Raw genomic sequence first — 25,392 nt, forward strand, 5'->3', positions numbered from 1 at the left:
TCAATCCGCGCCGTTCGCCTCGCGCCTTTCCGCGTAACGCACTACGAAGGCTTCCCAGACGCGAAGCCACTCCGTGTCGGTGCGAAGTCTCTTGATATCCGGAAAGCCCGCCCGAAAGGCTGCGGCCATCGTATCAACGGACCAGGGCTTCCCTTTCTCGACACCGACCGCCCGGAACCTTTTCTCACGGTCTCCGTAGCTTAGCGATCCCGAGGGAAAGGGAAGCAGCGGCGCCGACTCGGCGGCTGGCTTCGGTTTTGCGCCAGCCACGTCCCTTGTCACCGATGATCTCGGAGCCGTTTCTGCATCAGCCGAACCGACGAGTCGCAAATGCGGGCCCACAAGTTTGCGTTCGAGGGGCGCATGCGAGGGCTGGAGAATGACCTTGCGACCCGAAAGATCGACATTGGCGTTCGGATAGACGGCAGAGACGATCTGCATAGTCTCGCGGACGGTTTGCCTGAACCGCTTGCTGTCTGCCTCATTGCCAAGATGCTTGGCGAGCTGATCCCAAGAAATCACCTGGCCCTTGTCGCTGGTGATCCGCGGCAGCCGATAGGCGAGGTAGGTATACAGATCGAGAGCGGTCGGTATGCCCTTCAGCTCGCGGATCGCGACCTCGTTCAGTGGAACGGCGTGGTCGACGAGGTGGCTGTAGAAGGCCTCCGACATGCGGATTTCGCGCGCAAAGGCGCCATTTTTGTCCAGTGAACCGGCATATTCGTTCGAGATTTTGACGTCTCGCACCGCAAACGCATTGTCGCCGGACTCCTGACCATCCCAACGGATCTGCCATTCGCAGGCCAAAAGGCGGTCGACCTGTTCGCGCATGAGGTTGGCGGTGCCGCGCGGACCGTAGGATACCGTCTGATACCCGAGTCTGCGCATCCACTCGGTGAAATTGCGGCCGAGGTAGACGTCGCGGGACTGTTTCGTCACTGCTTGCGAGAGCAGGTAGATGAGCGCGACCCGGGGGTAGGACCCAAAGGGTACGCCGAGGCTTTTGAACACCGACTTCCCATCAACCGTCTGCAGCACCGGGCGCGGGTTGATCGCGAGCGCATATCGTCCGTCTTCGCGGATGATCGGCTGGGTATCGTCCTTGGGCCGCTTGGTGGGGAGTGACATGGCGCAGAGGGCCGAATGCAGAAACGCAGGAACTGGTTCTTCGTCCTGGACCCGAAGAAAGGCGTCCATGGTAAGTTGGGAGCCAGCGGCTAGTGCGACGGAACGGACTTTGGCCTCACCGCCATCGAGCATGGCTAGCGCATATTGATGCCCTATCGGCCTTGATGTGTCCCCGCTCATGTTTGTCGCCCTTCCCCGAATCTCGGGGCCTTTCATGAGCCCCGGTATCAACAGCTTTGGGCGACGAAAGCAAGCCTGTTGGCAGTTTCGCCCATATTCTGGGGGTAAAACCTCCAAACCGACCGATGATGTCAGAGCGGTTCGGGCCGGTTAGCCCTTTTTTCCAATCAATCTTTCAAAAAGCGATTCGCGAATCGGATTTTTATAGGGATTCAGATACTATAGGTATGGGCTCCGAGATCATCGGTTGGAACCGCTCTGAGATCATCGGAAAAACGCACCGTAATCATCGGCTTAGCACCGAGATCATCGGTTGCTGGCGACGGGTCATATCGGCGCTCGCCGAGCCTGAAGGTGATGCTCGTCTCTGCCCTCCCCTCGCCTCTTCGATCCACACCAATCGGCTCCGAGATCATCGGTCCTGTGTCGAGCCCGGAGTCCTATTAGCTGAAAAAGGCTCGGAGATCATCGGTGAAGTTGTAGGATTGGTGGACAATTATTGCTCGAAACTGCCAACACCGCTAAAAGGCGTCTTCGATCTCACAAGAAATGGCGGACATGGCGACAGAACCAACAATGGATGTGCAGGCGGACGATCTCCTCAGCGATGATCTCGGTACCTTACATCGGAAGGCGCTCACGATCCTGAAAAGGATTCGGGATGGCGCACTCGATCCGGAGACCGGTACGAAAAGGGGCCCCACCTACCCTATCTCCAAGGCCGCAGCCTTGGTCGGTCGGACGGCATCGGCCATTCGAGAGGCGGAGCGGGATGGACGGCTGCCGGAGCGAGGACGGACGGGTTCGGGGCACCGGGTGCATTACTCGCTCGAAGAACTCGACCAGATGCGCGAGGTGTTCGGCACGCGTCCTTGGAGGTCGCCGACCGATACGCCAGCGATCATCTCGATCTCGAACTTCAAAGGCGGCGTCGCGAAGACGACGATCGCTTTGCATATGGCCCAGCATTTTGCGATCCGTGGTTACCGCGTGCTGTTGATCGACTGCGACAGCCAGGCGAGTACCACGATGATGTTCGGCTATCGACCGGACGTGGACCTGGGGGAAGATGACACCCTGTACGGGCATTTCCACAATCCGGAGCTGCTTGGGGTGCGCAAGATCATCCGCAAGACCCACTTCCATGGTCTCGACCTGATTCCGGCGAACCTGAAGCTCTACAATCTCGAATATGAGATTGCAGGCTATCTGGCGCAGAACCAGAGCTTCGATATCATCGACATGATTGCGCATGCGATCGACGAGGTGGTGGACGATTATGACGTCGTCATCATGGATCCGCCGCCGGCGCTCGGCATGGTGTCGATGGCCGTTCTCCAGGCCGCAAATGCAATGGTTATTCCGATGCCGCCGAGCGTCATCGATTTCGCCTCGACGGTCTCCTTCATCGACATGGCGCGCACGACGATGGCGCAGCTGGAGAAGCTGGGGGGGAGGTCAAAGCCTGCCTATAATTTCATCAAGATTGTCGGGAGCCGCGTCGACGACAGCAAGTCGATGCATCGCGAAATCCTCACGATGATGCGCCAGGTGTTTGGGGGCTCGATGATAAATTCGGTTCTCAGGACCAGCGCAGAGATCGATAATGCGAGCTCGCGGATGAAGACGGTATTCGAGCTCGATCGCCCGGTGACGTCGCATGAGGTTCACAACCGCAGCGTGCGTCTCTTGACCGATGTTTGCCAGGATATTGAGGCGGAAGTACTGCGCACTTGGTCCAGCAGGGCAGGGGCGTTGCGGTGACCAGTTGCCACGTGGCAACGTCGAACAAAAAGCAAATAGAAACAATAAGATAATCGTGTTTTCCGACTAAGCTTGGTGCGGCGGATTGTTGAAAGAAATGGCTCGAAACCCTTGCAGTTGCCACGTGGCAACTAGGGTTCAAAAACTGGCCTTGAACGGCCGCCGAAGTAGCAGTTGCCACGTGGCAACTGTGGGGGAAATGGCGGGACGAAACGGAAAGATTGAGTATGGCAAAGGGTAATCGCGGATTTGGAAGCAGCCTCACCGAAGGGCTGGAAGAAGCGGAGGCGCTCGACGATGTCGCGCCGGCAGAAGGCATCATGGCGAGCCGCAGCCAGACCCTCGCACGTATCGCATCCGGAAAGATGGTGACCGATCGTACCGAATGGGTTGATCCCGCGCGATGCCGCCCCTGGCGCCTGCACAACCGCGACATCGACCACCTCACTGAAGAGAGTTGCCGCGATCTGATCGACGCGTTCCTCTCAGCAAAGAAGCAGCGCATCCCGGCAATCGTTCGCCGCCTGAAGGATGACCCGAATCACGATTTTGAAATCATCGCCGGTGTCAGGCGCTGGTGGACCGTTCAGTGGCTGCGCGATCACCATCATCCGGAATATGAGTATCTGGTCACTATTCAGAAGGTGGATGACGAGGAGGCGTTCCGCGTCTCCGACATCGAGAACCGCTCACGCAAGGACATCACGGACTGGGAGCGGGGTGTCGAATATTCGCGCGCGCTCACCGAGTTCTACAACGGCTCGCAGAATGAGATGGCGGAGCATCTGAACATCTCGCGGTCCTGGCTCAGCCGCCTGCTCGACGTCGTCCGGCTGCCCGAGGCGATCATCGCCGCATTCTCCGATCGCCACGACATTACCGTCCGGGTGGCTCGCGACATCAAGCCGCTGACCGGCGAACAACGCGCATTGGAGACCATGACCAAGGAAGCCGCGAAAATTATCGCGGAACGCGATGATCTGGGTGTGCGGCTCAGCGGGCCGGAAGTTGCGAAGCGGCTCGTGAAATCGACACTGTCCCAGAAGGCGAGCGCGGACAGCGAGATCGAGGTCCAGGGCAAGGGCGGAAAGGCCATATTGCGCTACACCCGGACTGCGCGGGGCGGTTTGACTCTCAAGGTGCTCCCCAAAACCGGCGCATCGAACGAAGAGCTGTTGAGCGTCATCGAGGGAATTCTCGAAGCGCGCTAATACTACGGGCTCGCGGGCGTGCCAGTATGATGACCGAGCAGCGCGTCGATCTCCGCCATCTGTCGGTCGAAATCGTCGAAGACCTCGGCGATAGCGCGATCTGCGGGCAGGGGAGGGGGCTCCGATCGCGGTCGCCCTCTCTTGGGCTGAGCGAAGCCGAATGCAACTGCGAGATCCGCGGACAGGAAGAGGCGCCAGCTCCGGCGCTCGACGATCTCGACGAGCAGGCCAATGTTTGCCGCGCGCTCGAGGAGCTTGCTGGCGCCGGCGACACTCAGGCCCAGCCGATCGGCCACGGATTGCGGGCCGAGCAGGGGCTGGAAGCAGGTAAGCGCAAGGAGCCGGGGAAGTGCCCCTGGCCTGTACTCGGCGACAATGGCGCGCTGAGCGTCGCGATAGACGCGCTCCAGATCGTGCAGGCGCTCCAGACCTGTCCGCGCGGCTGATTCGAGCGAATTGAGAACCGCGGCCCAATCGGATTGCTCGGCTGTCTTGCGAAGGCGAAAGCCTTTCACGCCGCCGGCGAGACAGGGGAGGGGGGTCGCGCAGGCCCCTGCATCGCGCAAGGCAAAGGGAAGACCTAGCCAGGGAATGATCGAGCGGTCGAGCCGGCAATCGCGCCGAAGCTGTTCGAGCGCGCGCACAAGGACCGGATGATCGGCTGCTCCCGCGGGCTCCGACGATGCGATCGGCCTCGCGTCGCGCCAGGCGAATGGATCGGGGTCATTGAGGGCGATTTGCCACGGGAGAAAGTCTTCGAACGGATTGAGCGTCGAGGATAGCGATGGCCTTCCGGGTATTTTGAGCCCGCAAATCCAGGAAAAAACATCGATTTCGTCAATCTCGACGGATTGGAGCTGGAGCGCTTTGGCGTAGCCCGCCCAAGCTGCGCGGCGGCGCCATGCCGGAGCGACAGAACTGACGAGAATCCGGGCATCCAGACGGGATATGGCGCTGGCGCAGGCGGCAACGGAGGTGGCAAGCCGCGGGCTATATTCGGGGCCAAATTGGCCGCGCGGTGCAGTGATCGCCATGTATTCTTTTAACTTAAATCGGGTTTTAGTCAAATATGCTCTTACACCTAGTAGTGATAATGAACGGTTATCATGACTCTATCATATAAGGCTGTTTCGCGCTAAACCGCGCGGCGATGGCGACCACGGCTCTCTCTCGCATCGTTTCCGCGTCGCCGGCGCGCCTCGACGAGGTCGTCGGAGAGGTTCGGCAGCTCTCTCCGGAACGCCAACTTGTCGACCCGCAGCTGGTCGAAGCCGCGGCGCGGGCCTGGTCGCCCAACACCATTCGCGCCTTCCTGTCGGATCTGAAGCTTTGGGACACATGGTGCCGCCGATTGCGCGTGCGGGCAGGGGAGGCGTCGGCCGAGACGGTGGCGGCCTATGTTCGCGCCCTGTCCGGCCAGGACCGTGAGAGCGCGGCTGCGAAGGCGACGCCGCCGCGTGCGGCGGCAACGATCGCCCGCTATCTGGTCAATATTGGCTGGGCCTACCGGATGGCTGGCCGCGGAGATCCGACGGCCGCGCCGCTTGTCCGGTTCGAGCATAAGGCGGCGCGCAAGCTCCTCGGCACCCGCCAGCGTCAGGCCCGCGCGATCCGGTTCAAGGGGGATATCAGCGATTTCGATAGCCCGGCTATGGGGATTTGCCTTTCCACGCTCCTCAAGGCCACCCGTCGCGACCTCCTGGGCGTTCGCGACCGGGCTCTCCTGCTTGTCGCCTATGACACGGGATGCAGGCGGTCAGAGCTTGCCGCGATGATGGTCCACGATATCGAGGAGGCCGACGATGGCGGTGCCGGGATTGTCGAAATTGGCCGAAGCAAGACGGACCAGGAAGGGCAGGGGGCTCTGGCCTATCTGTCGCCCATGACCATGCGCGCCGTCGAGGCATGGCGCACAGCGGCGCGGATCGAGCGGGGCGCCCTCTTTCGGCGCGTCGAGACCTATTTTGACGGGTCGGTCCGGGGTGTCGGAGACAGCGCTCTTCATCCCGGCTCGATCACGCTGATCTACAAGCGGCTGATCCGGCAGGCGTTCGACAAGAAGCTGCTGGGTGCGATGACGGAAGCGGACGTCGCGCGGGCGATCGCCGCGGTGTCGAGTCATTCCATTCGGGTGGGCGTCGCGCAGGACAATTTTGCCGCAGGTGAGAGCTTGCCGGCGATCATGCAGGCGTACCGGTGGCGCGATGCCAAGACGGTGATGCGTTACGGAGAGAAGCTCGCGGCAAGAAGCGGTGCCAGTGCTCGCATGGCGGCGCGGTTCAGGGAAGAATGATGCTGGCCGGCCGGCCCGCCGGGTCACTGGAGGAGGGGGCAGTTCTCGAACCGTGGGCGTTGGGGGATGGGTCTCGCTCTTCAGAGAAGCCATATTGATGCGCGCCTAGGCGCGCGAAAAGGCGATGAGATGGTCGTAGTCGCCAGTATCGGCGGCTTTGAGCGCAGCGATATATTCCTTTCGCGTCTTGGACGGATCGACCAGATTGACCCGGCCCCATGTGAAGCGTGGCTGGCCGAGCTGAATAGCGAGCAAATCAGCTATCAGGCGCGAGAAACGCCCGTTGCCGTTCGGATAGGGATGAATAGCCACAACGCGGTGGCTGAACCGCACTGCGATTTCGTCGGGCGGGAAAGCGGTATGCTCGACCCAGTATTTGGCGTCGTCGATCACCTGATGCAGTTCGACCGCGATGCGATAGGCGTCGATCCCGATGTTCCGCGGCGTCGTCCGGTACCTGCCGGCCCACTTCCAGACGTCGCCGAACATGCGCTTGTGCAGCGTGTTCAGAAAGTCTCGATCGAGAATGTCGCGCTTGCGCGAGCCCAGCCAGCGAACCGCGTCGGCAATGTTCGCGAGTTCCGCTTCATTCAGTTCGGCGCGGGTCGTGATATAGGACGGAATGAGCTGTTCGCGTTCGTCCGCTTCGAGCGGTGTGTTCGCGTCGTCATCCCCTTCGAAAAGAGGATCGCTCATTCCGTGTCCCATAAGCGACGATTGAGCGTCGTCAGATACGCGCCGATCAGCCGGCGCTCCTCATCGTTGAGATCGCTTGGCGTCACCGCCTGATTTTCGAGGCGCATCGTATGATTGAGATGCATCATCTCGTTGCGGACCTTGCGGGCCGCCTGATCGTGGAGAAGCTCGTCGAGCGGCTTGGTCGGGACGAAGGCATAGACCAGCTGGCATTCGAGGGCGGCTGCGGTATCCCGAAGGGTCTTCATCGTGACGGCCCCGGTGGTTTCAGCCTTCTCGATCGCGCTCACACGGCTTGGAGCCACGTTCATCCGCGCGGCGAGCTGGCGCGTGGTCATGCCGAGCGATTCCCGAATTGCTTTCGTCCAGCCGCGTGGCGGCGTGACGATCCGCTCATCGCGGAGCGGTTTCAGCTTTTTATCGAGGCTTTTACGGGCGAGTTTGGCTTGACTTTCGCTCATATATATATGTCCATTTCGGGAGATAGATAACATATATATATGAGCATATCAATATTGGAGGAACACTCCAGTATGAGCAAGAATTTGGACTTTGCTTATGAATGAGTGAGCGGAATTTGGTGGTAGCGCGCGGGGTGCCTGGAAATGCCTTATGGCAGATAGTCGGAGGAACGCACTAGTGACCTGCGGATTTAGCTGCGGCGTTCGTCCAGCGAATCAGATTCCGATATCCGTCATCGAGCTTCCAGTCATAGCGGGCGGTACCGGTATCGAGCGGCATGACGAAGCCTAGAGAAGGCCTTTGCAACCACCGCGGCCAGCGCGTTGAACCCAGCCAGCGAAAATCCCGTGCGCGGGCATTCACATTTGTCGATATGGACCGCAACGAGGCCATTCCCCCGCGCGAGACTGCGCGAGATCTCGTAGCGGACCCATTCGCGGGACCAGGTCTCGGTGCCGACGAGCACGCAGGTAGCCGACGGTGATCGCGGCATAGAAGGGCGGCTTTTCAGTTTTACTCCCTGAGAGCAGACCGACTGCAATCGGCCATCGAACGAAATCTGTTTCCTCAATGAAGCCGTAACGCTCGGAAAAAAATTCCAATCCTTCCTTCGGCGGGCTACCGTAGCTCAATGCAGTTGGATCAAAAGGACGCAGTAGAGCGGAAGCCGTCTACCGCCGACGCGACACGCGCTCGGATTTTGACCTCAGCTCAGCACGCGTTTTCCTCACGAGGCTATAAGGATGTTGGCCTACGAGCGATCGCCGCGATCGCCGAATGCGATACAACCCTCATTCAACGCTATTTTGGACCGAAAGAGCGCCTGTTTGAGCGTGCGCTGGCAGAAACACTGGACGTGAGCCCACTCCTGGACGGATCTCGCGAAACTTTCGGAGCACGAGCCGCAGCATTTTTTTCGCGTGAGAGCGGCAGGGAGGTTCAACCCGTCCAGATGCTGATATTTGCAACGTCCGACCCCACTTCGCGAGCCATCGCTCTTCGCCTGATGGAACAGCAGGTTGTCAAGCCAATCGCTGATTGGTTGGGCTGTACTGACGCGAGGAAACTGGCGGTGCGCATATCGATGATATGTAGTGGATACTTCTTGTACAGCCGAATACTCGATCTCAAAGCCGACTCCGACACAGACTCCGACACAACGGTTCAATGGCTAGCCGAGCAATTGCAACAGGTAGTGGATCGCACCCCCTAGCCACACTCCCAACATGAGGCTATGTCCACACCTGTGGACACGATTCGTGTGGCGAAAAAATAGGGGAGAATGCGCAAATGCGAGCCATCGACATGAAGATCGATGTGACGGCTGCTGCCGAACTTGGGCAGGACGCGCACGTCGCCGTAACTATCACGCTGCCCGATCCGTCTACAATGCCGTCCGCGCCCATCGTTTGTTTTGCGAAACCGGGCGGCGGTTATTCCCGCGGTTATTACACGGTCGATCTGCCCGGCCCCGCCCGCGGAGCGCAGGCGGATTGGCACGCACAGCGCGGCTGGATTTTTGTCTCGGTCGATCATCTCGGCGTCGGCGATTCGAGCATCCACGACGCTGCAATACTCGACTATACGACGACGGCGGCCGCCAATATGGCAGCGGAGGCTGAAGTGTTACGTCTTCTAGCGGAGGGCGCATTAGTCGAGGGATTCCCAAAGATTGTCGATCCGGTCAAAATCGGTATCGGCCAATCGATGGGAGGTTGTCTCACTATCATCCAGCAGGGACGCTACCACTGCTACGATGGCGTTGCGGTGCTCGGCTATTCGGCAGTGCATACCCATCCTCCCGTGCGCCCCGGGACTGAGCCGATCGTCGCGCCATGGCTTCCACGCGACACCCTGCTTCACGGCGCAGTTCCTGTTGTGGTAAACGCTGGTGCCGTCGAAAACTTCAAAAGCAAGATGGCAATGCGCGACCCCACGTCGGGGACGGCCGAGCATCCGATGCTTTGGGGATTTCATTTCGCCGACGATTATGATGCCGAAATGAAAGAAATGGCCCTGATCGATCTTGCGCGTTTCTTTCACATCCATGACCCTGCTAAACAGGTCGGCGTCGTCTGCCAACCGTGGGGCTCATTAACGACACCCGGCGCCGTAGCTCAGAGCTGTCTAACGCCAGGAGCGGTGGCGCCCGAAGCGGCCGCAATCACTGTTCCGGTACTCGTGGGGATGGGTGAACGAGACACGACAGCTGATGTGCCTGGAGAGCCTCGCGCATATCGCTCGGCGCCCTCTGTCGACATCTTTGTCTGTCCACGGATGAGTCACATGCATAACTTTGCGGCGACGCGCGGCCTCTTTTGGGAGCGAATCGCTCGATTTGCCGATTGGGCCGCCTGCTATAGAGCGAGCAGGCAAAACCCCTGTCAGTAAACGTGGTCATCACAAAACGCCGTTTAACGTCTGTAACCGGTCGCTATTTGCCATAGCAGACTGATTGGCGAACGTGGTCTGCTCTTCGCGATTTTCGCCCAAAAGTGGGCCGTCCGCGATCGGCCAGGTCCCGTCATAAATCAGGGGCTAGCGAACCCGGCTTTCGGAAAGCCTCTTCGTCACTTCGCGGCTAGCATAGTGCATCGACGTCAAGGAACCATATTTGGGAAAATTCAAATATTGCAGCGAGTTCGGCGTCGAGCGGGACGCGGCCTATACCTGCTTCGTCGACCGCGTGGTTGCGGGTAGATCGTCTGAAGATTAAAGATTCAGCTACGCGGCGCATCCACAAAGATTTCTTGAAACTTCCGAATTTTGGAAGTATGTGGAACTTTGTGGATACGCTTTCTACCATGGTGACGAAGGCCGGGCTGGCCAATCGGATCTTTAGCGATCGGCAACTGGAAGACGTGCTCGGGGGAAGCGACGCTCGTCGCTACGGTTTGGTGAACCGCGCCCTGAAGGAGGGGGCGCTTCATCGGCTCAAGCGCGGGAGCTATGTGCTCGACAGGCGCTATCGAAGCGAGTTGATCCATCCGTTTGTCGTTGCCCAGGCGCTTCGGCCTGGCAGCTATGTTTCGTTCGAGACGGCGCTTTCGCATCATGGCTGGATCCCGGAGGGTGTTTTTACCACGGCAAGTGTCTCGCCAGGTCGCAAGACGATCTCCTACGACGTGCCGATCTTCGGCCATTTCGGTTTCCACCCGCTCGCGCTTCAGGATTACCAGTTTCTGGTCGATGTAAAACGGGCCGCTATGGGAAGCCGGCCCGCGCTCGTTGCCAATCCACTGCGCGCGCTGATGGATCTGGTCGCTTTGCGCAAGGAGCGGTGGTCGGGTTTGGGATGGATTCTTGACGGCATGCGGATCGACGAGGCGCAATTGCGAACCCTGCGCTCCAGGGATTTCACCGCTCTCGAGCTCGTCTACAAACATAAGGCGGTCATCGCCTTTCTGGATCATCTTAGGAGCGCGGTCTTGTCTATGAAGGCAGAACTCCATTGATCGAGCTCATCCGGGAAAAGCTGGATCAAGCCAACACCGAAACACCTGTCGGCCGCGAGAACGCGCTCAAGCAAATTCTTCAGGAAATCGCGCTTTACGCGCTCTGGCGAGCGGACTTCTTCGATGTTGCTCTCTTCCAGGGCGGTACGAGCCTGAGAATCCTGCACGGGTTGCCGCGCTTCTCCGAAGATCTGGATTTCATCCTGAGGGAACCCGATTCCGCCTTCGATTGGTCGCCCTATTTGAAGGTATTGGCGGATGTCTTCGACGAGTATGGTCTCGATCTGGAAGTGAAGCCTCGGGACCGAATGGATACCGCCATCCGCGAGGCAGTCCTCAAAGATAATTCGATCGCCCGTCAACTGGACCTCAAATTCGTCGATCGCGGCCTGAGCCCGGCAATCAAGATCAAGCTCGAGATCGACACGAACCCGCCTTCGGGGTCCGGTGAAGCGACGAGCTTCCTCGATTTCCCACTGGATTATCTGGTGAGGCATCAGGATCTCGAGTCCAATTTTGCCCTCAAGGTCCATGCGCTTCTCTGCCGAGGGTTCCTGAAGGGGAGGGATTGGTTCGATTTTTCCTGGTACGTCTCCAAGGGGGTCACACCTAATCTACCGCTCCTCCAATCGGCATTGATGCAAACGGGGCCATGGGTGGGGGAGGGCAGTCTTGCCGTCGACATGCGATGGCTGCGCGAAGTGTTGCGTTCGGCGATCATGACAATCGACTGGGGACTCGCCTTTGAGGACGTACGCCGATTCCTGCGCCCCGAAGAATCTAAGATGGCCGAACTTTGGAGCGAGGACTTCTTTTTGGCGAAAGTCGACAAGCTAAAGGACGACTTCGCCAACTAACTGCAGCGGAGACGGGTTCCCCTGACAGGTCAGTTCTGCATATTCAGGGCTCAGGAACGAGCGATAGCTTGGGGCATTGCTCTGTTCCGATGAAACACAATGGAACGCCGACAGAGGAATTTTTGGCGCTTTCGTCCAATATCGGATCGCGCGGCAGCGCTAACCGCGCTGTGCGACCCAGAAGAGTTCTCCCTCTGACGAGGACAGAAATCTTCATCTGGCGCCCGTCCGATGCGAATCTGGCGGGCGCCTTTTTTTGGAATGGGAGAGGAGCTGCCTAGCGATCATCGGCGACGGGGCAAGGCCGGTTAATCGAATATCCGGCATTATGTTTATAATCACTGAGCAGAAAATATAGGTAAAATTCCTGGATGAGCGCGCGGGCGCTAAATAGCCAAAATGCAGCGGGCGATTTCGCGGATGCGGCCGCCCTCAAGGTCTTCCGAGTGAACGAGAGCAAGAGGGGCAATTTGCGCCATTCGGGGGTGCGTGACGGATTTGGATGCAAGATAGTCCGGGTCGTTCGTCCCCATCGCCTCGACGATGATGCGCCGCATTTCCCCGCTACGCCGATCGCGTGCCTCGAGGATGAAGTCGGGCCGGCAGGATCCCAGCGGCGTCAGCGTGTCGAATAGCGGTTTCTCGATAGCGAGGTCCCAGCCCGCACGATCTAGGTCCCGCCGAAGGGTCAGAAGCTCGCCAAGGACAAGACGCTCGAATTCGGAATCGACGGGCACCAACCGATTGCCCTTGAAGATCGGCTGGGCATATCCGCGCAGCGCGGCATAGCCTTGGGCCTCGGGATATTGGCCTGCGACAACGAGCACCAGATAGGGGCCCTTGATCCGGTTACCGCGGATCGACGGCGATTGCACCCGATTGGCGAGGACGACCGGATCGCCGTCGGCAACCTCGATGGTCGAGCCGCGGACGTTTTGCGCATAGAGCGCCAGAAAGGCTTGGGGGGCGTGGCCGCGTGGCCATCTCGGCGCGAGCGCGCGGAGCGCGGCATAGACGCGCTTGCTGTGCAGCGGCTGGGGATGCGTCCAGAAGGCGCGGCCGAGCGCGATGCCCGGCGCGATCTCGACGCGGGCCGCGGCGAACGCGAGTTGCTGAAACTCGCGCGTGATCGAACGCTCAGGGGACTCCTCGCACAGCGATGGGCAATAATTGAGCCCGGACAAGGCCTGCAGCCGCCAGAGCAGGCGCGCGAGGCGAGGGATCGATCCCTGGCGCGTCCTATCGTCGGTCGTGTCCGTGTCCGGACGCTGAGCCAGATGCTCCGGTGCCGGACGCAGAACTTCGAAATATCCGATCGGGGGTTCGGCCGGGCTGTCCTGGGTCCGCACCTCGGACAGGCGATTGGTCGCCTGTTCGCGAAAAAAGGGACAGTCCATAAGGTGTTCGGGCCGCTTGGCGCTCGTCAATCGGCGCAGATAGTAGGTGTCGGCCTCGGACAAGAAGGCGGGCGTTAGGATCGGCGGCGCTTCGCCATCGGCCAGGCAATCACAGGCGATCCACCGTTCACCGACCCGGGCCTGCTGGACGAGCATGATACCGGCGTCTTCATCGGCGCGCGAACCGGTGCCGACATACCATCGCACAAGCGCCTCCCGAACGAGCGCGGGGAGGGCTATTCTACCGCCTCTACAGCCATCGCTGTTTCTCGGGATCAGCCACATCGGCGGCCTCTTGGGACCTCGTCCCGCTCTGCGGGGGCCTGTCCCCGCCGGATTGACAGACCGCCGCGCCCTGATCTCCACTTTGTGACTGGCAGATGGGAGGCCGCGTCATGCGAGCAACAATTATTGGTTTGATGGGCCTCGCGACATGCTGGGCCGGGGCTGTCCACGCGGAGGAGGGCCAACCACGGACTGCGCGGCGCGCGGAGCTGATCCTGATGGGCGACACAGCCGGCGCATCGCGCGGGCGCGGCGCGTCCGGCGCTGCGGTGGACAATGCGACGCCGAGGGTCGGGGCCGAGGTGCTGGCCTATCGGCCGAAAGCAGGATTGATCGAACAGATGCAGGCCAGATTGCGGGCGCTGCCTGGCGGCCAGTTTGCCGAGGCGATCGCTGCGGAGCCGGAATGGCCCGCGCTTGTGGCGCCCGTGTCCGCCATCTCCGTGCCCCTGTGGATGCGGCCCGGTTCGGTGCTCTCGGGCGAGACGTGGGGCTTCGTTCCGGGCTGCACCTCGCCAGGCTATCGGCCGACCGGATTTCTGGGGTCCGACGCGGAGCTGCGCCGCGCATCCTATTATGGGATGATGAGCCGAATCGCGTGCGAATATGGCATCCCGGTCGGGCTGTTCGACGCGATGATCATTCGCGAAAGCCGGTATCACCCGACCATCGTTTCTCCCAAGAACGCTTTCGGCCTGACGCAGCTGATGCCCGCGACGGCGGCGGGTCTCGGGGTGGATCGGTACAGTGTCGAAGGCAATTTGCGGGGCGGCGCGAGCTATTTGCGCCAGCAGCTCGACAGGTTCGGCCAATATCACCTCGCACTCGCTGCCTACAATGCGGGGCCGGGGCGAGTTCGCGGTGGCCTCGTCCCCCGCATTCGCGAGACGCAGGATTATGTTGTCAACGTCCTCTCGAACTGGGGGCGCCTGAGCGGTGTTCAGCGTCAGGTGGCCATTCTTCCGGCGGACGGCAATGTGCCGAGGGAATCGATCGTGCCTGAGATCAGGCAGCGAACCGCCGCGGTCTGGACCTATTGAGGTCAGCCGATCGCCGCCCATGCGCCGCGCGGTCCGGCGGCTAGAGTTCGAAATCATCGCCGTCGGTGAGTCGCGCGCGTCGTTCGCGGATCTTCACCACCTCTTCGGCGACCTTCTTCACGACGGCGCGCTGAAGCGGCGCCCCCCAGTCCCGCTTCACCTCGGATCCGTCGATACCGTTGATCCCGTCGAGCGCCTCGATGATCTTGCGCGGCAGATCGGCGAACATGTCGCAAAGCATGGAGATGATCGTCGAGTAGCGTTGACGATCGAGGAGATCGAGACCCTCGAAGGTTTCGAGGCAGGTATAGGCCTGCAGGATGTTCGTCCCCAGCGCATGCAGGATCTTTTCGAGTTCGGGCTGGGTCATGACGGACCGCTTGGCGGGATCGCGGTGAAGGAGGAGGCCGAGCCTGGTCTTGTTGATCCCGGTCTTCTGCGCGAGCGCGCGCTGCGCCGTTTCCTGCGCAGCCATGGATTCGAGGATCAACGGAACATAGTCGCGGAGCGGATTCCCGCTTTCCCCGGCGTCCACGATCTACGCCTCAATCCAGGCAAGAGATGACATTTCGACCCCCAATGCCGCTCCGTTAACCTTAGACAATCACAGCAAAATTGGCTTGGCAAGCGCGGTTTGGGCCAGATTGGCACTCGCGGCGGGCGTCGATGGCCTGCCTGTCAGTGCGAGAAGAGGGCGTCGCCGCCGCGGTGTTCCAGGCCGTCGCATGCGCCGAAACCGAGCGTCTCGAGCACGCGCGCCGCCTTTTGTTCGACCACATAGTCGAAGAGCAAAAGGGACAGTACGGCCTCGGATGCGAGCGCATGGCCGATCCTTGGCTCGAGGCCGGTCCGCATCGCCTCGAGCCGGTCCACGCAGCTCGGAGGCAAGGAGAGGCTTATGCAGATGTCGCCTGCCGCCGGTATGAGTTTCAGATGCTGGCGAAGGACGTCGGTGTCGTGCGCCGCCATGTCGCGGTTCGCGCTCGCGAGGTACAGCGTCAGGTTTGAAAGGCTCTCATATGAGCGGGTCTCGTTGGAGCGCAGGCGAAGGCTCTCCGTGGTGAGCCGGAAGAGGAGCTCAGAGATTTCGAGCATATAGTCTCGTGCGTCAGCGGTCATAAACGCCACGTTCCCATTTGACCCTGTTTACCAGCACGCCCCCCGGCAAGCGTCGGCCTCGATCGCGCTTTGTTGAACGCCAAATGGTTAACAAAACCCGAGTCTGCGTCCGCGAATCTACCCTGATGGTCGTCTGTCCGCAATTGCGGGGCATGGCGCCCCGGATAGGCGGCCACCTCGCCCCATCCCGAGGGGTAATCCGCCCCTTATTGCGGGGCAAAGCGCCCCGAATTCTGCCTCTTGAGAAAGAAAAATCACAATCGCGGCCGTCGATTCGAGTTGCCGGCCCGAGGACCGCTTGTCGCGATGGGGAACGATTGGTGAGCTTCTTCATGGGCGCGGTTCGGTCGCGTCTTGATGTGAAGGAAATCCACCATGCAATTTGTCCGAAACAAGGTTGGACAGCTGGAGCTGGGGTTCGCCCTTGCTCTGCTTGTCCTGTTTCTCCTCGTCTGGACTGCCGGCCCTGCCTTCGCGGGCGCCGACACGACGTTCGACACGGCCCTCAACACGTTCACCGACTTCCTCGAAGGCTCGGGCGGCAAGATCATCACCGTCCTTTCGCTGGCAGGCGGCATTGTCGCGCTCGCCTCGGGGCGCTTCTCGATGGGGCAAATCGCGATCCCCGTCGGCGTCGGCGTCGGCGCCGGCACGGGAATCCCGATCGTCACCTCGACGGTGACGGCAACGATCTGAAAGGTCCCGCGACCGGTCGAGGTGGCAGCTTCGACCGATCCAAGGAGAGGGTGGTGCAATGGCCGCGGACAAGTACGTCATTCCGACTCATCTGGACGATCCCGAGCTGATCGGGCTGTGGACGCTGGATGAGTTCCTCGCGATGGTCATCCCCTTCGCATGGGGGGTCCTGTCTCAGCATATCCTTATCGGCATGTTTCTTTCGGGTGCAGGCTGGTGGGGTCTCAGGAAAGCTAAGGCAGGCCGGGCGACGTCATGGCTTCTGCATCTGGCCTATTGGCATTTTCCGTCCGGTTTCACCGGTCTGAGAGCCACGCCACCCTCATATCTGCGTCTGATGGCGGGCTGACATGGAACTTTCCTTCAGCCATGCGCACAGCCAGCGTATCCTCCGGCAGCGCAACTTGCTGGCTCTCGCCGCGGCCGTGCTTGCCGTCATCACAGTCGGACTGTTTCTGGTCGCCGTTTCCCGCGACCGCGAAGTCGTGCTCCAGCCGATCCTGCGCTCGCCGCTGACGGTCAGCTCCGCCGGGGTCAGCCGCGAGTATCTCGAGATGATCACGCGCGACACCGTCGTACTGACGCTCGATCGGAGCCCGCAGAACCTCGAATATTGGATGAACGAGGTTCTCGAGATCACTGCCCCGCGGATGCAGGGCCGGGTCAAGGCCGAGCTCCTGAAGATCGTCAGCGAGCAGCGCGGATCGTCGATCGCGCAATTCTTCACGATCGAAAAGATGGAAATCGACACGGCGAACCTGCGCTCCGAGGTGACGGGCGAACTGCACACGATTGTCGGGAACAAGGTCATTTCGAGCGAGAACCGGACCTTCCGGTACGATTGGGAATATTCCGGGCTGTCGCTGAAGCTCATCGGCTTCGGGATGGTGACGCCCGTCAAGGGGAGGGACATATGATCTCGCTGATCGCCATCGGCAGCGTCGCGACCGGCGCCCTCCTCCTCTCGCGCGTCCAGTGCCATCTCAGCCGGTATGCCGGTGCCGGCCTCGTGGCCGCGGCCGTATTGGTCTCTGCTGCGCCCGCCTGGGCCGATCAGACGGTGATGGCGTCCGACAGCAGCCAGGTCGATTGCACGGCGTCGGCGCGCGACCTCACCCGAATTAGCCTGGTCGAAGACGAGTTTGCATCGGTCTCGAAAATCTCGACCGGTAATCCGGCGGATGATTTCTCGGTCGTCAACGAGCCGGTGCGCGGCGATATCTATCTGTCGGTACCCGACGGCTTCGCGCGACCGGCGCTCTCGTTCTTCGCGACCAGCAAGCGCGGATATGTCTATAAATTCGTCTGCCGGATCGATGGCGACCAGGCGGTCCAGGTCTTCATTTCCAATCCCGCGATCGCGAAGGAGCGTCTGGCCGAAACAGGGCCTGCGAAATCGCGTGGCCTGCAGGACGCGGCCATCGAGCTGGTCCAGGCGATGTACGCGGGGGCGATCGTCGACGGTTACGAGATGCGCCAGCGCAGTCTGACGCCCGTGAATGTCGGACCGCTCAAGGTTCAGCTCGTGGCCGAGTATCGCGGAGCGGACCTCTCGGGGAAGGTTCTCCGTATCGAGAACAAGAGCGATCGGGCCGTCGAACTGACCGAGGCGATGGTGGCGCCGGCCAGCGCGCTTGCGGTTTCGGTCGCCGAGAAGACGTTGCCGCCCGGAAAGGCGACCACCGCCTACCTCGTTTCCCAGACTGGAAGGTGAGCCCATGCCCCTTGCTGATTTATTGAAGCGCAAACGCCAACCGCTCGACGAGACGGTCGAAGAGGGCGTGTCGCCGCTCACGGGCGATCTCGCCGGCAATGAGGCCATTCGCCGACGGCAGCGGCTTCTCCTGGCCGGCGCCGGCGGCGCCGGGCTCCTCCTGTCGTCCATCTGGATCTTTTCGGGCGATGAAGCGGAAGTGGCCGCAAAGGACGACGATACGACCGAGGTCGCCGTGTCGACCAAGGACATGGTCAACCGCAATCTCTCGCAGCAGGAGTGGATGGCGCTCTCCGAAAACCGGTTCCAGTCGACCGAGAACCGCCTCAGGTCGATAGACGGGCAGAACCGAAGGCTGGAGCAGCTGACCGCGCAGGTCGAGGCGCTCAAGGGCCAGAACCAGGCGATGCAGGCCGATGGTCAGCGCGTGCTCTCCGCCTATCAGTCGGAGAACGAACAGTTGCGCCGACAAGTCAATGAGCGGCGGACGCCGGCGCCCGCTCCCGGTCCGGGTGCGCTTTATGGGCCCACCGGTCCCCAGTCTTATCAGCGCCCCGATGACACGCCGAATGCGGAAAAAGCCGTCGCCGGTTTCGGCGGGCCGCCGGAGGTCAAGCTCGTCAGCTTCGCCAGCACCCCGGGCGGAACGGCGTCGCGGGTCGAGAAGGGCAACACGCTTTACACCGACAGCATCAACTATCTCCCGCCGAACAGCTTTGCGCGGGCAAAGGTCATCGTCGGAGTGGACGCGAGTGCAGGGGTCAACAGCCAGACCGACCCGCTCCCCGTGGTCCTTCGCGTGACGGGGCCGGCGCGCTCGGTGCTTCAGAACGGGCGTGTGCTTACGACGCGGATCGAGGGTTGCCTCGTGAACGGGGCGGCACGCGGCGACCTGTCGGCCGAGAAGGTCTATGTGAAGCTCCAGAAGATGACCTGCCCGCAGCCGGGCGGCCGGTACGCGGTATCCGAGGTCAAGGGCTTCCTCGCCTTCGGCGGCAAGACCGGTGTGCGGGGCAGGGTGGTCTCGCGCGAAGGCTCGCTGGTGACCCAGGCTTTCCTCGCGGGGCTCGCGGGCGGCTTCGGCCGAGGCTTTTCGGCGAATGCGAACAGCGTCTTTCAGGGCACCAACATCTCGACCGAGGGCAAGCGCGACAGGCTCTCGACCGGGGAAATCCTCGAAGGCGGGTTCGGCGAGGGCGTCGCGCAGAGCGGCGACATGGTCTCGAAATATCTGATCGAGCGCGCCGAGCAATATCAGCCGGTGATCGAGATGCCGACGGGCATCGATGTCGAGATCGTTTTTCTGGAGGGTGTCTATGTCCGGAACTGAACGCTGGCGCGGCCTCGCGCGCCCTTCGCGGCTGCTGGCCGCGGCGCTCGTGGCGCTCGGCGCCGCGGGGATCGCGCTCGCGGCGGATGCCGCCGTCAGCGAGGGCAAGGTCCGCGCGCTGCTCAAGGAGCGGCTCCCCAGGACGGCCATCGGCTCGGTCGACTGCGCGACCATCGGAGGACTGTGCGAGGTCGTTGCGGGCGACAATCTCTTCTATGTGGACGCCGGCGCGCGCTATCTCATGATCGGACGGGTTTACGACATGGAGACCCGCCAGGACATCACCGCGGCGCGTCTGCTCGAGATGAACCCGGATTTGCTCGTCGGCGCGGCGGCGCGGGCCAACAACGGTGTCGGTGCAGACGAGGTGGCCGGCAGCCAGGGCGTCGCGGTGCCCGGCCCGGCGAAGCGCGGTCTTGCGGCCGGGCAGAGCCGCACGCTCTCGCTGGCCGGATTGCCGAAAGAGGGTGCCATCGTCTGGGGCAATCCTTCCGGCGAGACGGTCACCGTCTTCACCGATTTTCGCTGCGGTTATTGCCGTGCCCTCGCGCAGGTCCTTCGCGATATGAAGCTGCGCGTGGTGGAGAGGCCGATATCGGTGCTCGGGAGCCGCGACGTCGCCGATCGCGTCTATTGCGCTAAAGACCGCGAAGCCGCGCTCCACGCCGTCTATGCCGGCGAGACTTTGAAGGCCGCGCCCGCGTGCAACACCTCGGGCCTCGATGCCAATGAGGCCTTTGCCGAGCGCAATGACCTGCGCGGCACGCCGGTGATCGTGCGTCGCGACGGTGCGATGCTCGAAGGCTATCGTCCGCGTGCCTTCCTCGAACAATGGTTGAAGGGAGCGAAGTCGTGAGAGCGCCTCGCCGGCGGCTCCGCCGCGCCCCTGCTATCCTCCTCGGCACGGGCGGTCTCCTTCTCCTGGGGAGCTGCGCCAGCCTCGGCGGAAATGTTCGGGGAAGCTTTTCCTGCTCCGCTCCCGATGGCGTGTGCGCGCCGAGCGGCACGATCGATGACCGGGCGCTCGCGTCGATCGCCGGCGGAGAAGAGGGGGGCGACTTCGTTCCAGCGGCGAGCGAGCCCGGCCTCGGTGAATCGGTTGCCACCCGCGTTGCTCGAGCGCAGCCCGTGAGACCGGCACCTGGCGATCCTGCGCGCACCCGCGAACGGGTCCTCCGTATCGTCTTCCAACCCTATATCGACGACAGGGGCCGGCTTCACGAAGCGACGGCGGTGCATGCGGTCGTTGCGACCGGCGACTGGCAGCAGGCCGTCGTACCCATGCAAGCGAATGCGCGGGCGTCGGGAGGCATCATGGGATTTGTCTCTCTCGCCGACGCGGTGGACCAGGCGGATCCACCGCAAGCCGGCGACGCGCGGCCAAGCAATAGCCTCCCGTCGGCCGACGCGGTGGCGGCCGCCCGCGCCCGCAAGACCGACCCCCTCGGCGCCATCAAGGCGGATGTCTCGGATCGCCTGGCTCCCGCGGCGACCCGGGCGCCCGCCGCCGCCGCGCGCGCCAAGCCCGACCCGCTGGCGCGCGCGGCGATGGACTCGGTCGCGCGCGGCGCCGCGGAGGCTGGGGCGCGACCGGGTAAGCAAGGCGCCAGCGCACCTGGTTTTCCGGCCAGCGTCGAGAAGGACGACTGACATGGCGGACCGCGGTCTCTTCGAACGATTGGTTGCAGGCATTCTCGGCGATACCGCGCGGCCCGATGCCGAACGGCCAAGGCTAGGTGTCCCGATGCTTGCCGACTGGCTTCCCTATCGGAGCCACGACCCCAAGACCGGGATTTTCTACAACAGCGCTTCGCGCGGCTTCGTCATAGAGGCGAGCCCGCTCATCGGCGCGAATGAGCGCACGGGCGAAATCCTCACGCAATTTCTCTCGGAGGCCATCCCGACACCGGGCTGCCTGCAGTTTCACCAATGGATGAGCCCACGGATCGGCGAACGGCTGTCACGCTGGTATCTGCCGCGTTACGCCGCGCGCGGCGTCTATGAGCGGATGGCGAAGCATCGTGTCGACTTCCTGACCGCGGGCGTCTGGCAATCGCTGTCCTCCGACGCCCCGTTCAGTTTGCGCAACCATCGCGTCGCCATCTCCTACTCGACGCCGGAAAGCTCGAGCGTGACAAGCGAGGAAATCGTTGCCGTGATGGAGGGGCTGATCTCGGCCCTGGCATCGATCAACGTCTCGGCGCGGACGATGGAGCCTGCCGACCTCATCGCGTGGATCGACGACATCACATCGCCGACGACCGCGGCCGGCGAGGACGTGGTCAACTACAATCCGTTCGACCCCATCGCCGACCAGGCCATCCGGCGCGATGTCGAATTCCGCATCGAGGCGGATCGGATGCTGCTGCGAACCGAACGGTTTCGGCCGACGGGAAAGACGGTCGATGAGGCGCCCGAGATCGGCGAGATACTCCCCGACATATTCGACGTCCGGAGCTTTTCGGTCCGGAATCTTCCGACGCGGTGGGCGCCCTGGGATGTGGCGCGCCTCATCGGCGATATGTTCACCGACAAGCTGCGGATGCCTTGTCCGGTATCGACGAACCTCTGCATCGAGTTTCCCGATTCCCAGGCGCTGAGTAACAAGGCGAGCTTCAAGTTCATGCGCACGACGAGCCTCGCGGATTCGAAATCGGCCCGGTTCCTGCCCCAGTTGCGCGAACAGTCCCAGGAATGGCGGTTCGTAAACGACGAGGTGCGCCAGGGGCGAAAGCTCGTTCGCGTCTTCTTCAGCGTCACCTCCTTTTCCCCAAAGGGGCGGGGGGACGCCAACGAGAGGGTCTTGAAGTCTGTTTATCGCGCGGCGGGCTGGGATCTGCTCGACGATCGCTACCTGCAGGTGATGGGCCTGCTGTGCGCGATGCCGATGACGATGGCCAATGGCCTCGCGCGCGACCTTGACCGGATGAAGCGGCTGCGCACTTTGCTCACGACGACGGCAGCCAACCTCGCGCCGATCCAGGGCGAGTATCTGGGCGGGCCGGTGCCGCATCTGATGCTGATCGGTCGCCGCGGCCAGCCCTTTTTCTGGAGCCCGTTCGAGAATGCCGCCGGCAATCACAACGTCGCTGTCGTCGGCAAGTCCGGTTCGGGCAAATCGGTCACGCTCCAGGAGCTTTGTGCGTCGCTTTGCGGCGCGGGGGCGAGGGTGGTCGTGATCGACGACGGTCGATCGTTCGAGCATTCCGCCAAGCTCCAGGGCGGGGCCTTTGTCGAATTCACGATCGCGTCGGGCTTTTGCCTCAACCCGTTCAGCATGATCGACGAGGAGCTCGCGAACGGCAACGAAGACTATCTGCTCGATTGCATGTCGATGCTGAAGGCGATCGTTAGCCAGATGGCGCGCCATATCGACCGCCTCAACGATACCGAGCGCGGGCTGATCGACGGGGCTGTGAACAGCGTCTGGCAGGCGAAGGGCCGGATCGGCGCGATCGACGACGTGATCGCGGCACTGGAGGCGACGGGCAATGCGCTCGCGATGGATCTGGGTATCGCCATGCGGCCCTTTTCGTCCGGCGGGACCTATGGCCGCTTCTTCGAGGGTGAGGCCTCGTTCGAGCTCTCCGCTCAATTCACTGTCTTTGAATTGTCTGATCTGTCCTCGCGCGAGGAGCTGCGCAGCGTCGTGCTGACCGCGATCATGTTCATGTCGCAGCAGATGATGCGCAAGGTCGACCGTTCGATCCCCAAGGCCCTGCTCCTGGACGAGGCCTGGCAGATGCTTCGTGGCGGAGCGACGGCGGACTTTATCGAAACCTACGCGCGAACCTGCCGCAAATATGGGGGCGCGCTCGTCACGGCGACCCAGTCGCTGAACGATTACTACAAGTCGCCCGGCTCGATCGCGGCGCTCGAAAATTCGGACTGGTTCGTCATCCTCGAGCAAAAGCCGGAGACGATCGCGGATTTCAAGAACCACGACCGTTTCGAGATGGACGACTATACCGACGCGCTGTTGCGCTCGCTCAAGATCAACGGGCGCGAATATTCCGACATCCTGATCAAGGGGCCGGAGATGCTCGCGGTCGGGAGGCTCGTTCTCGACCCCTTTTCCGCGACCGTCTATTCGTCGAGCCCTGCGGTTTACGCCGCCATCGAGGCGCTGGTCGCGCAGGGTCTGGGCATGGACGAAGCGATCGAGCGCGTTGCGTTCCCGGCGGCTCATGGAAGAGGGGCCGCGCCGCGGGATCCCGATTTCGCGGAAGCGGCGGAATAGTCGATGAGCGGCGCCACCTCCGCACCACCCGCCAGGCCGCGCCGCGCCGCAAGATTGCCCGATGGACGCACGGCGCTCGTCTTCGGCCTGCACTTCTCGCGGTTCCTTCTGTCGACGATGCTGCTGAGCTGGGGCGTCTTCGCCCTCGCGTTCCTTCTCCTTGGTGGTGGGTCGCTCGACGGGCTGATGCACCAGCTGAACAATCTCGTCCGCCGATATGTCGAGGCGGACGCAGCGCGGGTCCAGTCGTTCCGGGACATTTTCCTCGCGGCGCACCTCGCCGTCACCATCCTCCTGATCGTCCTGCGCCGGGATCGCATCTTGCCCGCGCAATTGCCGGAAAGGATCTGCGACCATGACTGACCAGACCGAGCCCGAACTCCCGCTCCCGGCTGCACCGCACGCCCCCCTGCGGCCGCGGCCGGCCTTCGCGGGATTTAGCCGGGTCCAGATCCTCGCGGGACTGCTGATGCTCGGCCTGATGATCTGGGGCATGTGGGTCACGCGCGAGCTGGTGAAGCCGCGGCAGGACCGGATCGTCGCCGTGCGCCTGTCGGCGATCGTCGGAGACTATGTCCAGGCCCAGGCGCGATCGGCGTCGCCGCCGGCGCAGGTCGAGGCGGAAATGCGCAAGTTCATGGAGTCGCTCGATACCGAGCTCGCGCAGCGCGCCCGCAAGGGAGAGGTCGTCCTCGTGGGCGAGGCGGTGCTCACCAAGAATGTACCCGATATCACCGATAGTCTTCGCGATGCTGTCTATGCCTCGGGCATTGCGCGGCCAAGGCAGGCCTCGGCGGCAGAGCTGCAGCACTTGCAGGATCAGGCCATCGCGGGCGCGGGGCAGGCTGCGCCGCCGCCGGCCATGATGCCGATGGACTATCCGGGGCCTCTTTCACCGGGCGATATGCAGGGGCCACCCGGCGCGCGGGGTCCGCAATATGGGCCGCCGGCGCCAACCGTTTCGACGTTCGACGGGAGCGGCGGCTATGCCGGGCAGTAAAGCATTGGCGCTGCGATCGCACGCGCGCTGGCGCGTCTGGCTCTTGCCCCTGTCGGTCGTCGCTGGCGCTGCCGCGCTCGGCGAGCTTGGAGACTGGCGGGACCATCATCTGTTCCTCGTGAACACGACGGACTCGCTTCCCAACTGGGCCTTTCTCGTCGATCGGAGCCGCGTGCCCGAGAAGGGCGATTATGTGTTCTTTGCGCCGCCGCGCTCGCCGCTGCTGCGCCGCCACTTCGGCGAGCGGGCGAAGCCTTTCGGAAAGATCGTCTATGGGGTCGCGGGCGATGTCGTCGCGCACCGGCAGGATGTTGTCACGATCAACGGCAAGGCCGTCGCGCGGATGAAGGCCCGGACCCGGCTCGGCGAACCGCTCACCCGTGGCGCCACCGGCCCGATTCCCGCTGGATGTTTTTTCGCGGCGACACCGCACCGCGACGGGTTCGACAGCCGCTATGCCGATATCGGGTTCGTTTGCGCGCATCAGCTCGTCGGAACGGGAGTCCCGATACTATGAAGCGGGCT

27 protein-coding genes are annotated in these 25,392 nt (G+C 62.3%); 19 read left to right on the top strand and 8 right to left on the bottom strand.

What is annotated here, in order from left to right:
* Positions 1–1,308 (bottom strand): replication protein RepA, encoded by a 1,308-nt coding sequence (locus tag LH19_RS25000; protein ID WP_054734349.1) that lies wholly within the window; start codon positions 1,306–1,308, stop codon positions 1–3.
* A 558-nt stretch (positions 1,309–1,866) separates the two neighbouring features.
* On the opposite strand from LH19_RS25000, the gene LH19_RS25005 reads away from it, so the two are divergent.
* Together LH19_RS25005 and LH19_RS25010 are read left to right on the top strand one after the other, a co-directional pair.
* Complete coding sequence (locus tag LH19_RS25005; RefSeq protein ID WP_054735384.1) at positions 1,867–3,072, top strand: AAA family ATPase; 1,206 nt, start codon at positions 1,867–1,869, stop codon at positions 3,070–3,072.
* Between the two features lie 227 nt (positions 3,073–3,299).
* Positions 3,300–4,283 (top strand): ParB/RepB/Spo0J family partition protein, encoded by a 984-nt coding sequence (locus LH19_RS25010; RefSeq protein WP_054734352.1) that lies wholly within the window; start codon positions 3,300–3,302, stop codon positions 4,281–4,283.
* Positions 4,284–4,285: 2 nt separating this feature from the next.
* Here LH19_RS25010 and LH19_RS25015 read toward each other — a convergent pair whose 3' ends face one another.
* Entirely contained in the window at positions 4,286–5,350 is a 1,065-nt protein-coding gene (locus LH19_RS25015; protein WP_322787419.1) for a hypothetical protein, read from the bottom strand.
* Positions 5,351–5,433: 83 nt separating this feature from the next.
* On the opposite strand from LH19_RS25015, the gene LH19_RS25020 reads away from it, so the two are divergent.
* Positions 5,434–6,576: a tyrosine-type recombinase/integrase gene (locus tag LH19_RS25020; RefSeq protein ID WP_054734357.1), complete on the top strand. Its 1,143-nt coding sequence runs from the start codon at positions 5,434–5,436 to the stop codon at positions 6,574–6,576.
* A gap of 105 nt (positions 6,577–6,681) precedes the next feature.
* On the opposite strand, the gene LH19_RS25025 is transcribed toward LH19_RS25020, so the two are convergent.
* The 3 genes from LH19_RS25025 to LH19_RS28215 all read right to left on the bottom strand — a co-directional run bounded on the left by LH19_RS25025 (position 6,682) and on the right by LH19_RS28215 (position 8,227).
* The gene (locus LH19_RS25025; RefSeq protein WP_054734362.1) at positions 6,682–7,272 is read right to left on the bottom strand and encodes a mobile mystery protein B; all 591 of its coding nucleotides are present in this window, start codon (positions 7,270–7,272) and stop codon (positions 6,682–6,684) included.
* Positions 7,269–7,733, bottom strand: coding sequence for a mobile mystery protein A (locus LH19_RS25030; RefSeq protein WP_054734364.1), 465 nt, complete (start codon positions 7,731–7,733; stop codon positions 7,269–7,271). Before LH19_RS25030 ends, LH19_RS25025 begins: the two co-directional genes overlap by 4 nt.
* A 248-nt stretch (positions 7,734–7,981) precedes the next feature.
* Positions 7,982–8,227, bottom strand: coding sequence for a TIR domain-containing protein (locus tag LH19_RS28215; RefSeq protein ID WP_082396376.1), 246 nt, complete (start codon positions 8,225–8,227; stop codon positions 7,982–7,984).
* A 138-nt stretch (positions 8,228–8,365) separates the two neighbouring features.
* On the opposite strand from LH19_RS28215, the gene LH19_RS29895 reads away from it, so the two are divergent.
* The 4 genes from LH19_RS29895 (at position 8,366) to LH19_RS25050 (ending at position 12,046) form a co-directional block, all read left to right on the top strand.
* A complete protein-coding gene (locus tag LH19_RS29895) occupies positions 8,366–8,947 on the top strand; it encodes a TetR/AcrR family transcriptional regulator (RefSeq protein ID WP_054734368.1) in 582 nt (193 codons plus the stop codon).
* 77 nt (positions 8,948–9,024) lie between these two features.
* Complete coding sequence (locus tag LH19_RS25040; protein ID WP_054734371.1) at positions 9,025–10,125, top strand: alpha/beta fold hydrolase; 1,101 nt, start codon at positions 9,025–9,027, stop codon at positions 10,123–10,125.
* Positions 10,126–10,520: 395 nt separating this feature from the next.
* A complete protein-coding gene (locus LH19_RS25045) occupies positions 10,521–11,189 on the top strand; it encodes a type IV toxin-antitoxin system AbiEi family antitoxin domain-containing protein (RefSeq protein WP_054735388.1) in 669 nt (222 codons plus the stop codon).
* Complete coding sequence (locus LH19_RS25050) at positions 11,186–12,046, top strand: nucleotidyl transferase AbiEii/AbiGii toxin family protein (protein ID WP_054734374.1); 861 nt, start codon at positions 11,186–11,188, stop codon at positions 12,044–12,046. Before LH19_RS25045 ends, LH19_RS25050 begins: the two co-directional genes overlap by 4 nt.
* 386 nt (positions 12,047–12,432) lie before the next feature.
* Here the strand turns inward: LH19_RS25050 and LH19_RS25055 are convergent, their stop codons facing one another.
* Entirely contained in the window at positions 12,433–13,728 is a 1,296-nt protein-coding gene (locus LH19_RS25055; RefSeq protein ID WP_054734378.1) for a hypothetical protein, read from the bottom strand.
* A 218-nt stretch (positions 13,729–13,946) separates the two neighbouring features.
* On the opposite strand from LH19_RS25055, the gene LH19_RS25060 reads away from it, so the two are divergent.
* Entirely contained in the window at positions 13,947–14,768 is an 822-nt protein-coding gene (locus LH19_RS25060; RefSeq protein ID WP_234716230.1) for a lytic transglycosylase domain-containing protein, read from the top strand.
* A 40-nt stretch (positions 14,769–14,808) separates the two neighbouring features.
* On the opposite strand, the gene LH19_RS25065 is transcribed toward LH19_RS25060, so the two are convergent.
* Entirely contained in the window at positions 14,809–15,303 is a 495-nt protein-coding gene (locus LH19_RS25065; RefSeq protein WP_082396377.1) for a hypothetical protein, read from the bottom strand.
* Between the two features lie 143 nt (positions 15,304–15,446).
* Complete coding sequence (locus tag LH19_RS25070) at positions 15,447–15,863, bottom strand: hypothetical protein (protein ID WP_145923670.1); 417 nt, start codon at positions 15,861–15,863, stop codon at positions 15,447–15,449.
* A 399-nt stretch (positions 15,864–16,262) separates the two neighbouring features.
* Between LH19_RS25070 and LH19_RS25075 the strand changes: the two genes are divergently transcribed.
* Genes LH19_RS25075 through LH19_RS25125 form a run of 11 tightly spaced genes read left to right on the top strand, consistent with a single transcriptional unit; the run spans position 16,263 to position 25,384 of the window.
* Entirely contained in the window at positions 16,263–16,583 is a 321-nt protein-coding gene (locus LH19_RS25075) for a hypothetical protein (RefSeq protein ID WP_054734384.1), read from the top strand.
* A gap of 58 nt (positions 16,584–16,641) precedes the next feature.
* Positions 16,642–16,932 carry a type IV conjugative transfer system protein TraL gene (traL, locus tag LH19_RS25080; RefSeq protein WP_054734387.1) on the top strand — a complete coding sequence of 97 codons (291 nt, stop codon included), beginning with the start codon at positions 16,642–16,644 and terminating at the stop codon, positions 16,930–16,932.
* A 1-nt stretch (position 16,933) separates the two neighbouring features.
* The gene (locus tag LH19_RS25085) at positions 16,934–17,500 is read left to right on the top strand and encodes a type IV conjugative transfer system protein TraE (RefSeq protein WP_054734390.1); all 567 of its coding nucleotides are present in this window, start codon (positions 16,934–16,936) and stop codon (positions 17,498–17,500) included.
* Positions 17,497–18,297 (top strand): type-F conjugative transfer system secretin TraK, encoded by an 801-nt coding sequence (locus LH19_RS25090; protein WP_054734393.1) that lies wholly within the window; start codon positions 17,497–17,499, stop codon positions 18,295–18,297. Before LH19_RS25085 ends, LH19_RS25090 begins: the two co-directional genes overlap by 4 nt.
* A 4-nt stretch (positions 18,298–18,301) precedes the next feature.
* Positions 18,302–19,627, top strand: coding sequence for a TraB/VirB10 family protein (locus LH19_RS25095; RefSeq protein ID WP_054734397.1), 1,326 nt, complete (start codon positions 18,302–18,304; stop codon positions 19,625–19,627).
* Positions 19,614–20,483 (top strand): DsbC family protein, encoded by an 870-nt coding sequence (locus tag LH19_RS25100; protein WP_054734401.1) that lies wholly within the window; start codon positions 19,614–19,616, stop codon positions 20,481–20,483. The genes LH19_RS25095 and LH19_RS25100 overlap by 14 nt, the downstream gene beginning before the upstream one ends.
* The gene (locus LH19_RS25105; protein ID WP_234716231.1) at positions 20,480–21,277 is read left to right on the top strand and encodes a TraV family lipoprotein; all 798 of its coding nucleotides are present in this window, start codon (positions 20,480–20,482) and stop codon (positions 21,275–21,277) included. Before LH19_RS25100 ends, LH19_RS25105 begins: the two co-directional genes overlap by 4 nt.
* A 1-nt stretch (position 21,278) precedes the next feature.
* On the top strand, positions 21,279–23,867 hold the full coding sequence (gene traC / locus LH19_RS25110) for a type IV secretion system protein TraC (RefSeq protein WP_054734408.1): 2,589 nt from the start codon (positions 21,279–21,281) through the stop codon (positions 23,865–23,867).
* 3 nt (positions 23,868–23,870) lie between these two features.
* Positions 23,871–24,230, top strand: a complete 360-nt coding sequence (locus tag LH19_RS25115) for a hypothetical protein (RefSeq protein ID WP_054734409.1) — start codon at positions 23,871–23,873, stop codon at positions 24,228–24,230.
* Positions 24,223–24,867 (top strand): type-F conjugative transfer system protein TrbI, encoded by a 645-nt coding sequence (locus LH19_RS25120; RefSeq protein ID WP_054734411.1) that lies wholly within the window; start codon positions 24,223–24,225, stop codon positions 24,865–24,867. Before LH19_RS25115 ends, LH19_RS25120 begins: the two co-directional genes overlap by 8 nt.
* Positions 24,854–25,384, top strand: coding sequence for a S26 family signal peptidase (locus tag LH19_RS25125; RefSeq protein WP_054734414.1), 531 nt, complete (start codon positions 24,854–24,856; stop codon positions 25,382–25,384). The genes LH19_RS25120 and LH19_RS25125 overlap by 14 nt, the downstream gene beginning before the upstream one ends.
* Positions 25,385–25,392 lie beyond the last annotated feature (8 nt).

Origin of the sequence: Sphingopyxis macrogoltabida, from assembly GCF_001314325.1 — a bacterium.
In the GTDB taxonomy this organism is placed as follows: Bacteria; Pseudomonadota; Alphaproteobacteria; order Sphingomonadales; family Sphingomonadaceae; genus Sphingopyxis; species Sphingopyxis macrogoltabida.